The sequence below is a fragment of the Magnetospirillum fulvum MGU-K5 genome, from assembly GCF_000442515.1.
GTDB lineage: Bacteria > Pseudomonadota > Alphaproteobacteria > Rhodospirillales > Magnetospirillaceae > Phaeospirillum > Phaeospirillum fulvum_B.
In genome coordinates, this window is record NZ_AQPH01000021.1 from 1 (window position 1) to 12,775 (window position 12,775).

The following is a 12,775-nucleotide window of genomic DNA, read 5'->3' on the forward strand; positions in this document are numbered from 1 at the left end:
ACCAGGATCATGATCGCCGACGACACCACGGCGTTGGTGGTCGCAGCGCCGACGCCCTGGGCGCCGCCCTTGGAATAATAGCCGTTGTAGCAGCCGAGCAGGGTGATCATGAACCCGAACACGGCGGCCTTGGTCAGGCCCGAGATCACATCGAGCGGTTCGAGATATTCCCAGGTGCGCGAGATATAGGTGGCCGAGTTGAAGCCCAGCTTGTAGACGCCGACGATATAGCCGCCGAACACGCCGATGATATCGGCGATCAGCACCAGGAGCGGCATCATCAAGGTTCCGGCCAGCAGGCGCGGAGCCACCAGATATTTGAACGGATTGGTCGACAAGGTGGTCAGGGCGTCGATCTGCTCGGTCACCCGCATCGTGCCGATTTCGGCGGCCATCGAAGCGCCGATCCGGCCCGCCACCATCAGTCCGGCCAGAACCGGGGCGAGTTCGCGGGTCACCGACAGCACCACCACCGTCGCCACCGCGCCTTCGGCCGAGAACCGGGCGAAGCCGGAATAGCTTTGCAGCGCCAGCACCATTCCGGTGAAGATCGCGGTCAGCCCCACCACCGGCAGCGAGTAATAGCCGATCTCGACCATCTGCCGCAGCAGCAGGCGGGGATAGAAGGGCGGCCGCACCGTGTGCGACAGCGCCAGGGCGGTAAAGGCGGAAACGCGGCCGATCTGGGCCAGGAACGCGATGAAGACGCGACCGATGGCAGCAAACACGTTGGTCACGCCTGCGCCTCCTCGGCAGATGTCAGCCAGCGGCGATGATGGCGCCGTCCCAAAGCGGTGAGAATTTCGTACCCGATCGTGCCTGCATCGGCGGCAACGTCATCGGCGGTGTAATCGGGGCCGATCAGATCAATCAGGGCGCCGGGATGCGACACAGCCTGCGGCACCGCGCTGACGTCGAAGCAGGCCAAATCCATCGACACCCGTCCGACCAGCGGCACCTTCACCCCTCCGATCATGCCATGACCGCGATTGCCGAGCGCGCGGAACCAGCCATCGGCATAACCGATCGACACGGTTGCGATCCGTCCCGGTCCGGTAACGCGATAGGTGGCACCATACCCAACGGTCCGGGGGCTGTCAACGTCGCGGACCTGAAGGATTTTTCCTTGCAATCGAACGACTTGGGCCATCGGATTGGGGCGGCCCGGGGTGGGGTTCAGGCCATACAGCGCTGCCCCCGGACGGACCAGATCGAAGTGAAAGTTGCGCCCGAGGAAGCATCCGCTCGACGCCGACAGGCTGAGCGGCATCGCGGGCAGACGCGAGGTCAGCCGGGTGAACAGCATCCGCTGTTCCTCGTTCATCGGGTGGTCGCGTTCGTCGGCGCAGGCCAGATGCGACAGCGCCAGGATCGGACGAACCCCGGCCAGTACGCCTGGACGGGCGGCGAGCCGGTCCAGCTCCGTCTCGTCCAGTCCGAGACGGTTCATCCCGGTATCAATGTGAATCGCGGCGGCCGGTGCCCCGCTGCCCGCCTTGGCGAAGTTCGACCAGGCGGTGATCTGCCCCAGGCTGTTCAACACCGGCACCAGGGAATGGGCGGCGAAATCGGCCTCGGAGCCGGGCAGGGGGCCGTTCAGAACCAGGATCACCGCGGCGGGCACCAGTGGGCGCAGGGCGATGCCCTCGTCCAGGGTGGCGACGACAAAGGTGTTGCAGCCGGCGGCGGCCAAAGCCGGGGCGATCTGGGCCGCCCCCAATCCATAGGAATCGGCCTTGACCACGGCGGCGGCCTCGGCGGGCGCCACGCCCTGGGAAATCAGCCGCCAATTGGCGACGATCGCCTCGACATCGATGGTCAGCAGGCTTCCGGAATGGGAAGGATCGGTCATGGCTTCCCTCTCAAAATCCCGGCTCTTCGTAATGGCCGGCGGTGGCGAGATTGCCGAACTTGGTGAATTCGCCGCGGAATGACAGACGTACCGTGCCGACCGGGCCGTGACGCTGTTTGGCGACGATCACTTCGGCGGTGTTCCACACTTCCTCGCATCGCTCCTGCCAGCGGGCATGGCGATCGTTGAATTTGTCCTCGGCCTCGTCGGGACGGCGGCCGGGCTCGGCCCGTTCAAGGTAATATTGTTCGCGGAACACGAACATCACGACGTCGGCGTCCTGCTCGATCGAGCCGGACTCACGCAGATCGGACAATTGCGGCCGCTTATCTTCGCGCGATTCGACGGCACGCGACAACTGTGACAGCGCGATCACCGGCACCGACAATTCCTTCGCCAGCGCCTTCAGGCCGCGGGTAATTTCGGACACTTCCTGAACGCGGTTGTCGCTGGATGTCCCCGATCCGCGCAGCAATTGCAGGTAATCGATCACGATCAGCCCCAGACCGTGCTGGCGCTTCAGTCGCCGGGCCCGGGTGCGCACCGCCGAGATCGACAGCGCCGGGGTGTCGTCGATGAACAGCGGCAGCTTGTGCAGGTTCTGGGCGGCGATAACGAGGCGTTCGAACTCGTCGTTCGACAATTCGCCCTGACGGATCTTGTGGCTGGCGATCTCGGCCTGCTCGGCCAGGATACGGGTGGCAAGCTGTTCCGCCGACATTTCCAGCGAGAAAAAGGCGGTGATCGCCCCATCGACCGCCTTTTTGCGGCCCAGCGTGTCCAGTTCCTCGCGATAGGCGCTGGCGGCGTTGAAGGCGATGTTGGTGGCCAGCGCGGTCTTACCCATCGAGGGGCGTCCGGCCAGAATCAACAGATCGGATTCATGCAGGCCGCCCAGCTTCGAATCGATATCGACCAGCCCGGTCGGCACCCCCGACAGCTTGCCCTGGCGCTTGTGCGCCGCCTCGGCGGCGGCGACGGCACCGACCAGGACGGCATTAAAGGATTCGAACCCGCCTTCGGTCTGGCCTGTGGTGGCAAGGTCATACAGCTTGGCCTCGGCCGCGCCGATCTGGTCGTTGGCCGAACTGTCGAGATCGGCGGCGAAGGCGTTGTTGACCATGTCTTCGCCCAGCCCGATCAACTCGCGGCGCAGATGCAGGTCGAAAATCAGCTTGCCGTAATCCTCGGCATTGATCACCGACACGACCGCATTGGCTAATTGGGCCAGATAGGAGATGCCGCCGATTTCGGCCAGCCCGCCGTCGCTTTCGAAATAGGTCTTCAGCGTCACCGGGTTGGCCATCTGACCGCGCTCGATCAGCTTGCCGCAGGTGGCGAAAATCCGGCCGTGCACCGGGTCGGCGAAATGCTCGGGCCGCAGGAATTCCGAGACGCGCTCGTAAGCGCGGTTCGACAGCAGGATCGCGCCAAGCAGAGCCTGTTCCGCCTCGAAATTGTGCGGCGGTATCCGTATCGCCGACGATTCGGTCGGGACGGGCGGCGGTTTGGGAAGCTGGGAGGACATGGTTAATCGACTCTAGCCCGGATTTTCCGGCCTGTCACCCCACTGGACGGGGCGGGGGGTTTTGCCTATAGTCCCCACCGCAAAGCAAGATGGATCGAGGACGAAGATGGCGACCTTCGGCACCCTGCTGTTCACCTGGGTCAAAGGCAAGCTGGTCGGGACCGATCCCGATGGCAACCGCTATTATACCGAGCGGACGCAAACGCGTCCCCGCCAGCGGCGCTGGGTGATCTATAAAGGGAAGCCCGAGGCGTCGCGGGTGCCGCCGGAATGGCATGCCTGGTTGCACCATACCGCCCCGGCTCCGCTGAACGCCGTCGGGCGCTGGCCGTGGCAAAAGCCGCACCAGCCGAACATGACCGGCACGGGCCAGGCTTATTTTCCGCCGGGGCACGATCTGGCCGGGGGCAAGCGCGACCACGCCACCGGCGATTACGAAGCCTGGACTCCCTGATCCCATTGCCTGGGGACGGGGGAACCAAGGGCTTTGCTGGAATTTTAGGAAGGGGGAGGGATGTCCAACCGCTCGGATCGCGACGCCATCATTGGTGGCGGTGTCCTGCTGGCCGGGACGCTGTCGATGATGCTGGCCTTTTTCGTGGGCGATCACGCCAGGAAGGACGAAAACAGCCTTTCCGTTACCGCCCGGTTTAACCGGGCTGATGGAATCGTTGTCGGCAGCCCGGTCCGCCTCTCCGGCGCGCCGATCGGCACCGTCACGGCCCAGGCCCTGGACGACAAATATCGGGCGCTGCTGACCCTCAATCTGCGCAGCGACGTCCAATTGCCCGCCGACAGCACCGCGCTGATTTATACCGACGGGTTGCTGGGCGCGAAATATATCGAGCTGCGGCCGGGTGGCGACGACGCTTTGCTCAAGTCCGGTCAGGAAATCGAATATACCCAGGACGCGGTGGTGATCGAGGACCTGCTCGACATGATTATTCAGCAGGCGCGGGCCAAGCGCGGCTATCTCGACAAACCGCTGCCGACGACCAGCAACTGAAACGGGTGACCCATGGGACGGACTGTTATCGAAACCATCATGGGCGCGGTGGTTCTGGCCGTGGCGGCGGTATTCATGGCCTTTGCCTGGTCGCACGCCAGTTTCAGCAAGGTCGAAGGCTATGAGGTCAGCGCGACCTTCACCAGCGTCGGCGGTCTTGATGCCGGGGCCGACGTCAAGATCAACGGGATCAAGGTGGGCACCGTGCTGGGCCAGTCGCTCGATCCGCAGACCTTTGACGCGGTGGTGAAGATGTCGATCGCCCACGGCATCCGCCTGCCTGACGATACCGTCGCCAGCATTTCCAGCGAAGGATTGCTGGGCGGCAAGTTCGTTAAGCTGACCCCGGGCAAATCGTCGGTCACCATCGCCACCGGCGGTCGGTTGGGGCCGACGCGCAGCTTTAAATCGATTGAGGAGATGGTCGGCCAGTTGATCTTCCTCGCCACCGCCGAAAACCAGCCGCCCACCCCGGCCCCCGCTGCTGCTGCGGTCGCTCCGGCGGCTCCGGCGCAGCCCGCTCCGGCTCCTTAACGCACCGCCTCACCCGGTGCTCGGGCTTCCCCCCTCTCGCCATCAGGGAGAGGGGGAGGGCTTTCCGTACGGCCTCTCTCTTGCCCGGAGAGAGGGCGGTGGGGTTACGGTGCCTAGAACAGCGATCCCCCGCCCGGCATCGCCAGGGCAGGAATGACCATGCCGAAACTGCCCTGCCGGTCCTTTTTTCCTCCTCCGTTTGGGTGGGGGAACTGGTGGCGGATGCCTGTTCCTGCGCGGCCAGGACGGTCGTGGTCGCTTTGGCGATCTTGGTGACCGTGCTGCCCTTGGCCTGATTGTCGTTGGCGTTCGAGGCGCTCTGATCGGACGACGAGGCGCTATCTCCGCTGGCCAGGGTCGCGGCGAGACGTTTTTCAACCTGATTTTTGATCTGCGCCTCCAGGGTTTGGCGCAACGCGGCTCCCATCTTGCCGAGATCGTCTTCGGTCAGGCCCATTTCCGACATGATCTTCTTGCGAAGCTGTTCCTTAAGCTTCTCGATCTGGGTGTCACGAACCCAGGCGGTGAAGCCTTTTTCTCGGATTTGAGCCAGTTCGTTGTCCTGTGCCTGCTTTTTGGCGGCGGCGCGGTTGGCCGCGTTCACCGCCGCATCGAACCCGCTGCCGGTCGATAGCCCGGATGTGGTTGTGCCCGACGTCGTCAACGACGCGCTTGCACCTTGCGTTGTTTGCGATGTTGGATCGATCATTATCTTACCCCCAAGGGAATGCCCTATGCCGCGAAAGGTGCAAATAACGGGCCATATCAAAGGGAACGCCAACGCATGAGCCGATCCTTCGCCGTCTTTCTCCTCCTCCTTCTCGCGGTTGCCGCTCCGGCTCCGGCGGTCGAGAGCGTGCCGCAATCGCGGGAACAGATTCGTCTGAGCTTCGCTCCGGTGGTGCGGCAGGTGGCTCCGGCGGTGGTCAACATCTATACCCGCCGGGTGGTCCGTGCCTCGGCTTCGCCGATGTTTGCCGACCCGTTCTTTCGCCGCTTCTTTGGCGACGTGCCCGGCCTGACCCAGGACCGGGTGCAGCGCTCGCTGGGGTCGGGGGTGCTGATCGGGGCCGATGGAACGGTGGTAACCAATCACCACGTCATCAAGGACGCCGACGAGGTGACGGTGGTGCTGTCCGACCGTCGCGAGTTCGAAGCCCGTATCGTCGGCAGCGACGAGCACACCGACCTGGCCGTGCTGAAGATCGCCGCGAAGGGCGAAAGCTTCCCCACCCTTCCGCTGGGGGATTCCGACCGGCTCGAAGTCGGCGATCTGGTGCTGGCGATCGGCAATCCGTTCGGGGTGGGCCAGACGGTGACTCAGGGCATCGTCTCGGCGCTGGCCCGCACCAATGTCGGTGTTTCTGACTTCCGCTCCTTCATCCAGACCGACGCCTCGATCAATCCGGGCAATTCCGGTGGTGCGCTGGTCGATATGGACGGCCGTCTGGTCGGGATCAATTCGGCGATCTATTCCCGTGACGGCGGGTCGAACGGGATCGGTTTCGCCATTCCCACCGCGTTGGTCCGTACCGTCGTCGCCGGTCTGTCGAAGGGGGGCAAGGTGGTCCGGCCGTGGCTGGGGGCGGCAACCCAGGCGGTGACCGCCGATCTGGCCCAGGCGCTGGGCCTGCCCCGTCCGGTCGGGGTATTGGTCAGCAGCGTCAGCAAGGACTCGCCCGCCGCCCGCTCCGGTCTGAAGGATGGCGACGTCATCACCGCGGTCAATGGCCGCGAGGTGGACGATCCCGAGGGGCTGCGCTTCCGTCTCGCCACGCTTGATCTGGGCGGCGAAGCCAAGCTGACGGCGCTGCGCAGCGGGTCCGAGCGGAGCTTTTCCGTCCGGTTGGTCGCCCCGCCCGAAGACCCACCGCGCGACCGCAGCGAGATTGCCGGGCGCAACCCGTTTTCGGGTGCGGTGCTGGTCAATCTCAATCCGGCTTTGACCGACGAACTGGGCCTCGATTCGACCCTGACCGGGGTGATGATCCTGGAAATTCGCGGCGGCTCGGTGGCGCAACGTCTGGGACTTCAGCCCGGCGACCGGCTGTTGCGGATCAACGACCGTCCGGTTGTCAGCGTCGCCGAGGCCCGGCGGTTGCTGTCGGGCGAGTTGCCGCGCTGGAGCCTGACGATCAGCCGCAACGGCCAGACCCTGACCCAGGTGATCGAGGGATGATGAGACCCGTCCCCCGGCGATTGAGGGGCAACCCCTGGAGCGTAGCGACTGGCGCGTTGAGCGCCCGCGAGCGCGTGCGAGCGAAAGCCAAGCGAGGGGACCGAGCGCCGGCGTTTGAGGCTATGATCGAGAGCGTAGCGACTGGCGCATTGAGCGCCCGCGAGCGCGTGCGAGCGAAAGCCAAGCGAGGGGACCGAGCGCCGGTGCCTGAGGCTATGATCGAGAGCGAAGCGACTGGCGCATTGAGCGCCCGCGCCCCATGGCGCGAGAGCCAAGCGAGGGGATTGGTGAAGCCCCAGACGGGGCGAACGACGCCCGAAGGGCGGTCCCGAGCGGTGCGAGGGATTGGCGAAGCCAACAGCGCCCGGCGATTGAGGGGCAACCAATGACCTCCTTATTTGACAACGGCAACGACCGCCCGTTGGCCGAGCGGTTGCGGCCGTCCACGCTGGGGGAGGTGGTGGGGCAGGAGCATCTGCTGGCCCCCGACGCGCCGCTGGGGCGGATGCTGGCGGCGGGGCGGATGGCTTCGGTGATTTTGTGGGGCCCGCCCGGATGCGGCAAGACCACGATCGCCCGGCTGCTGGCGGAACGGGTCGGGCTGGAGTTCGAGCCGCTGTCAGCGGTGTTTTCCGGAGTCGCCGATCTGCGCAAAGTGTTCGAGGCGGCGCGCAAGCGGCGCGAGGCCGGGCGCGGCACCTTGCTGTTCGTCGATGAAATCCATCGCTTCAACCGGGCGCAGCAGGACGGCTTTCTGCCCTATGTCGAAGATGGCACGGTGGTCCTGGTCGGAGCCACCACCGAAAATCCCTCGTTCGAGCTGAACGGGGCGCTGTTGTCGCGAATGCAGGTGCTGGTGCTGCATCGGCTGGACGAGGCGGCGCTGGAAGGCTTGCTGGTTCGTGCTGAAACCGTGCTGGGCCATGCCTTGCCGCTTGATCCCGACGCCCGCGCCGCGTTGAAGGCGACCGCCGACGGCGACGGCCGCTTCCTGCTCAATCTCGCCGAGGAATTGGCGATGCTGCCGCCCGAGCCGCCGCTCGACCCGGCGGCGCTGGCCCGTGCGATCAGCCGCCGCGCTCCCGCCTATGACAAGGACCGCGAAGGCCATTACAACCTGATCAGCGCGCTGCATAAAAGCCTGCGCGGCTCGGACACCGATGCGGCGCTATATTGGATGGCGCGGATGCTGGCGGGGGGCGAGGACCCGTTGTTCATCGCCCGCCGCCTGACCCGCTTCGCCGTCGAGGATATCGGGCTGGCCGATCCCAATGCGGTGGTCCAGGCGCTGGCGGCCTGGGATGTCTATGAACGGCTGGGCAGCCCGGAAGGCGAACTGGCCCTGGCGCAATTGGTGATCTATCTCGGCACCGCGCCGAAATCGAATGCCGCCTACATGGCCTATAAGGGGGCGGTGAAGGCGGCGGGCGAGACCGGCTCGCTGATGCCGCCGCCGCATATCCTGAACGCGCCGACCCGGCTGATGAAAGAGCTGGGCTATGGGCGCGGTTATCAGTACGACCATGATACCGCCGAGGGCTTTTCCGGCCAGAATTACTTCCCCGAGGGGATGGCGCGGCGGCGGTTCTATCGTCCGGTCGAACGGGGCTTCGAGCGGGAGATCGTCAAGCGGCTGGCCTATTGGGACCGGCTGCGCCAGCGCAACGAAGGGGAGGGGGAATGAAGGTCACGCTGAATGCCGACCTGGGCGAAGGCTTTGGGCCGTGGACGATGGGCGACGATGCCGCGCTGTTGCCGCTGATCGGCTCGGCCAGTCTGGCTTGCGGCTTCCATGCTGGCGATCCGGGGACGATGTTGCGGGTGGCGAAGCTGGCGCTGGCCGCCGGGGTGAGCGTTGGTGCCCATCCCGGCTTCGACGATCTGCGCGGCTTTGGCCGTCGGCGGATCGAGATCGATCCCGCCGAAATTCCGGCATTGCTGGCCTATCAGGTCGGCGCGCTCAGCGCGGTCTGTGCCCTGGCCCGTCACCGCGTCACCCACGTCAAGCCGCACGGGGCGCTCTATACGATGGCCTGTGCCGATCCCGTTCTGGCTGGGGCGGTGGCGGGGGCAATCGCCGGGCTGAACCGGGCTTTGATCCTGGTCGCTCCGGCCGGGACGGCGTTGGCGGCGGCGGCGGGACGCTATGGGCTGCGACTGGCCGCCGAAGCCTTTTGCGACCGGGGCTACGAGGCCGACGGCAGCCTGACCCCGCGCGGCGTGGCCGGGGCGGTGATCGACGATCCGGCCGAGGCGGCCGCCCGTGCCGTCGCCATGGTGCGCGATCAGGCGGTGGTGACGCGCCAGGGCAAGGTGCTGCCGACCCGGATCGATACCCTGTGTCTGCATGGCGATTCTCCCGCCGCCCCGGCGATTGCCCGGGCCGTCGTGGCGGCGCTGGACGAAGCCGGAATCAGCCGGGTCTCGCTGCCCGAACTGCACTTGGGGTAAACTCGGCGTCTCGCGCCCGTCGATGGCCGCGGTCAACAGGGAGAACGGGGATGTCAAATCCGGTGCGCTATCTTCCGGCACTGATCGCCGGTGTCGGGCTGGTCGGCTGCCTGTTGCCGTTCGGCGATGCCTCTTCGGGCCATGATTACGCCAACCTGCTTGCCTTGCCCGACGCCTATGCCCAGGCCAGCAAATTCACCGGGATGATGAGCTTTGGCGATTCAACCGGAGAGTCGGCGCTGCCGGTGTGGATCGCCCGGCTGGTCTATCTGGTCCCGCTGGCCGCGCTCGCGGTGATCGTCCAGACCCTGCGCGGGCGGCCGGGGCGGGGGCTTCAGGCGCTGGCCGCGGCGATCTGGGTCGCGGTGCCGGTCTTTGTTCCCTATCTCGCCTCAAAGGCGATGATCGAATCGATCCCGGTTCTGCGCGAAATGTCGAAAGTGTTCGGCGGGGGGGCCGAATTCTCCGTCGCCCTGGGGACCGGGGGCTGGGTGTTGGTAATCGCCGCGATCCTGATGACCCTGTCGGCGCTGAACCTGCTGCGGCAGGCGGGCGAGCGTTAGACTTTGGCAACGAGAAACGCCGCCAGACGATTGTCCGGCGGCGTTTTGCTCTGGAGCAGCCTCAGAACGGGAAGACGATGTCGAAGATTTCCTGGCCCCAGCGCGGCTGGGTGACGTCGCTGACCATGCCGCGCCCGCCGTAATAGACCCGGGCCTCGGCAATTTTTTCCGAGGAGATGCTGTTCGACGAACTGATATCCTCGGGACGGATGATCCCCTGGATCGACAATTCGCGCATTTCGTAATTAACCCGGAATTCCTGGCGTCCCGAGATCACCAGATTACCGTTGGGCAGCACCTGGGTAATCACCGCCGCCATCGTGACGTTGATCGTTTCCGACCGTTCGGTCTTGCCGTTGTTGAGGGCAACCGAGGTGGCCCCCAGATTGGCCAGGCTGGACAGGTTGGCTCCGCTGGGGAGCAGGCTGGCCAGACTGGTCTCGAACCCGGCCAGATTGGCCATCTGCGCCTTTTCCGAACTGGTGCGGTTGTTGTTGAGCACGCTGGTGAGAGAGGCGTTGTCGGCAATCGTGACCGCGACGGTGAGGATATCGCCGACATCCTTGGCCCGCTGATCCTTGAAGAAGGCGCGCGCGCCGGGCCGCCACAGCGAATTGGCGTTCTGGGGCGGGGCGACCGGCTGGGGCATCGGCATGCTGATCGGCTGATAGCCCTGCTTCTGGTTCGGGTTCTCGATCCGCGAGATTTCCGGCCCCGAGCCGACCTCGGACATCCGGGTCAGGGTGTTGCAGGCCGACATGCTGCCAATCGTCGCGAGGCTGAGGCCGACGCGGAGCAGGCGGGACAGGGATGAAGAGCGGGTCATGATCGTTTACCTCCGCAGCGGATCGGTCGGATCAATAGGCCTGGGCGCGCTGGCCCGCCGGGATCACCGACACCTGCCCCGGTCCGACGACCCGGGCGTCCACAACCTGCTTGCTTTGAACATTGGTCACCCGGATCACGTCGCCGACGCTGCCGTCCTCGATGGCGCGGCCTTGTGCGCTCAGCACCATGAAGGGGGTGCGGACGATGATGGTAACGGCGCTGTTGCGGGCGACGGAGACGGGCTTCTGGATTTCGGCGGTGCGGATCGGAGCCCCGGCGCGCAAGGGATAGCGCGGCTCTTGCCCGACCACCTGGCGCAGATTGGTGGCGATGTCGCGGCGGACGGTTTCCTCGCGGACATCGAGCCATTCGATGTCGTTTTCCGAGATCACTTCGCCGCGTCCCATCGCATGGGACAGAACCGGGATCCGGGTCGAGGCGAACACCGAGCCGTTGACCTTGAAACGGCTGGCGTTGGCGGCACCGGCCGGGACTTCGACCACCGCCGAGAAGCGGTTCATCCGCGGGTCGTAGCTGAGGTCGCGGACACCGATCGTCTGATCGGTCCCAACCGGAACGAGAATGCGCAGCGAACTGCGATTGGCCAGTTCGATCGTCGCGCCGCTGGGGGCGCCTTCGAGGGTCAGCGCCTCGCGCAGTTCGGTTTCGACGGCGCGGATGTCGATCGAGCGTCCGGCGCGTTCGATCGTGGTGCGGTCGAACGGGGTGGCGGGGCGCCAGTCGAGGCCATAGACATTGGCGACGGCGGCGAGCCAGCGGGCCTCGAGGGTGATGTGCTTGCCGGGTTCCGGAGCCTTGGCCAGCGGCACCTCGGCCTTTTCCCCGGCATTCTCCCACAGGTCGCCGAGGCGGATCACATCGCCGTCCAGGGTGACCGAGTGGCGGAGTTGCGGCGGCAGCGCCGGGGCGTTCGGTTCGGCGGCGATTGCGGGCAAGCCGCAGGCGAGGGCGGCGAACAGGGCCAGGGCGGCAAAAAGGCGCAAGGGGCGAAGGCTGGTCATGACGTGCCTCGCTATTTCATCTGGTTGATGGTGCTCAGCATCTGGTCGGATGCCTGGATCACCTTGGAGTTCATTTCGTAGGCGCGCTGGGCCCCGATCAGGTTGGTAACCTCGGAGACGACGTTGACGTTCGAGGTTTCGAGATAGCCCTGAAGCACGCTGCCAAAGCCGGGCTTGCCCGGGGTCTGGACGATCGGCTGGCCCGAGGCGGGGGTTTCCATGAACAGATTGTCGCCGCGCGCTTCCAGACCGGCATCGTTGGCGAAATTGGCCAGGGTCAGCTGGCCCTTGACCGAACTGGAGACCTGACCGTCCTGCTTGATGATGACCTGGCCGGTCGAGTCAACGGTGACGCTGACCGCATCGGGGGGCACGGTGATCTGGGGCTGAACGGTATAGCCTTCGTGGGTGACGATGATGCCATCGGGGGAAAGCTGGAACGAGCCGTCGCGGGTATAAGCGGTTTCGCCCGACGGCAATTTGATCTGGAAATAGCCCTTGCCCTGAATGGCGATGTCGAGGCTGTTGTCGGTGCTCTGGACGCTGCCATGCTCGGTGATGCGGTAGACGGCGGTGGTCTTGACGCCGAGGCCAAGCTGGACGCCGGTCGGTACGATGGTGCCGGTATCCGACGATTGCGAGCCGACCCGGCGCAGGTTCTGATAGAGCAGGTCCGAGAATTCCGGCCGCCGACGGGTATAGGCGGTCGTGTTCATGTTGGCGATGTTGTTCGAGATCACTTCGACGTTGGTCTGCTGGGCCAGCATTCCGGTGGCGGCGATGTTCAGAGAGCGCATGATGGATACCCTTCC

General features: G+C 65.4%; 13 protein-coding genes. 7 read left to right on the top strand and 6 right to left on the bottom strand.

Annotated features, from left to right (window positions below):
- The 3 genes from K678_RS07350 to K678_RS07360 form a co-directional block, all read right to left on the bottom strand.
- A partial coding sequence (locus K678_RS07350; protein WP_021131829.1) for an MlaE family ABC transporter permease occupies positions 1–737 on the bottom strand: 737 nt, incomplete at its 3' end.
- A complete protein-coding gene (gene alr / locus K678_RS07355; protein ID WP_021131830.1) occupies positions 734–1,852 on the bottom strand; it encodes an alanine racemase in 1,119 nt (372 codons plus the stop codon). The genes K678_RS07350 and alr, both read right to left, overlap by 4 nt.
- Positions 1,853–1,862: 10 nt before the next feature.
- On the bottom strand, positions 1,863–3,380 hold the full coding sequence (locus tag K678_RS07360; protein WP_021131831.1) for a replicative DNA helicase: 1,518 nt from the start codon (positions 3,378–3,380) through the stop codon (positions 1,863–1,865).
- A 106-nt stretch (positions 3,381–3,486) separates the two neighbouring features.
- Between K678_RS07360 and K678_RS07365 the strand changes: the two genes are divergently transcribed.
- The 7 genes from K678_RS07365 to K678_RS07400 all read left to right on the top strand — a co-directional run bounded on the left by K678_RS07365 (position 3,487) and on the right by K678_RS07400 (position 10,113).
- Positions 3,487–3,834 carry an NADH:ubiquinone oxidoreductase subunit NDUFA12 gene (locus K678_RS07365; RefSeq protein ID WP_021131832.1) on the top strand — a complete coding sequence of 116 codons (348 nt, stop codon included), beginning with the start codon at positions 3,487–3,489 and terminating at the stop codon, positions 3,832–3,834.
- A gap of 60 nt (positions 3,835–3,894) precedes the next feature.
- On the top strand, positions 3,895–4,386 hold the full coding sequence (gene mlaD / locus K678_RS07370; RefSeq protein WP_021131833.1) for an outer membrane lipid asymmetry maintenance protein MlaD: 492 nt from the start codon (positions 3,895–3,897) through the stop codon (positions 4,384–4,386).
- 12 nt (positions 4,387–4,398) lie between these two features.
- Positions 4,399–4,920 (top strand): MlaD family protein, encoded by a 522-nt coding sequence (locus K678_RS07375; protein ID WP_021131834.1) that lies wholly within the window; start codon positions 4,399–4,401, stop codon positions 4,918–4,920.
- Positions 4,921–5,704: 784 nt separating this feature from the next.
- Positions 5,705–7,099, top strand: a complete 1,395-nt coding sequence (locus K678_RS07385; RefSeq protein WP_021131836.1) for a DegQ family serine endoprotease — start codon at positions 5,705–5,707, stop codon at positions 7,097–7,099.
- 385 nt (positions 7,100–7,484) lie between these two features.
- Positions 7,485–8,783 (top strand): replication-associated recombination protein A, encoded by a 1,299-nt coding sequence (locus K678_RS07390; RefSeq protein WP_021131837.1) that lies wholly within the window; start codon positions 7,485–7,487, stop codon positions 8,781–8,783.
- Complete coding sequence (locus K678_RS07395; RefSeq protein WP_021131838.1) at positions 8,780–9,550, top strand: LamB/YcsF family protein; 771 nt, start codon at positions 8,780–8,782, stop codon at positions 9,548–9,550. The genes K678_RS07390 and K678_RS07395 overlap by 4 nt, the downstream gene beginning before the upstream one ends.
- A 50-nt stretch (positions 9,551–9,600) precedes the next feature.
- A complete protein-coding gene (locus K678_RS07400) occupies positions 9,601–10,113 on the top strand; it encodes a hypothetical protein (protein WP_021131839.1) in 513 nt (170 codons plus the stop codon).
- Between the two features lie 61 nt (positions 10,114–10,174).
- Here the strand turns inward: K678_RS07400 and flgH are convergent, their stop codons facing one another.
- From flgH to flgG, 3 genes are read right to left on the bottom strand one after another with little or no spacing between them, the layout of a single operon-like run.
- A complete protein-coding gene (gene flgH, locus K678_RS07405; RefSeq protein WP_021131840.1) occupies positions 10,175–10,939 on the bottom strand; it encodes a flagellar basal body L-ring protein FlgH in 765 nt (254 codons plus the stop codon).
- Between the two features lie 31 nt (positions 10,940–10,970).
- Positions 10,971–11,963 carry a flagellar basal body P-ring formation chaperone FlgA gene (gene flgA, locus K678_RS07410; RefSeq protein WP_021131841.1) on the bottom strand — a complete coding sequence of 331 codons (993 nt, stop codon included), beginning with the start codon at positions 11,961–11,963 and terminating at the stop codon, positions 10,971–10,973.
- Positions 11,964–11,974: 11 nt separating this feature from the next.
- Positions 11,975–12,760 (bottom strand): flagellar basal-body rod protein FlgG, encoded by a 786-nt coding sequence (gene flgG, locus K678_RS07415; protein WP_021131842.1) that lies wholly within the window; start codon positions 12,758–12,760, stop codon positions 11,975–11,977.
- Positions 12,761–12,775 lie beyond the last annotated feature (15 nt).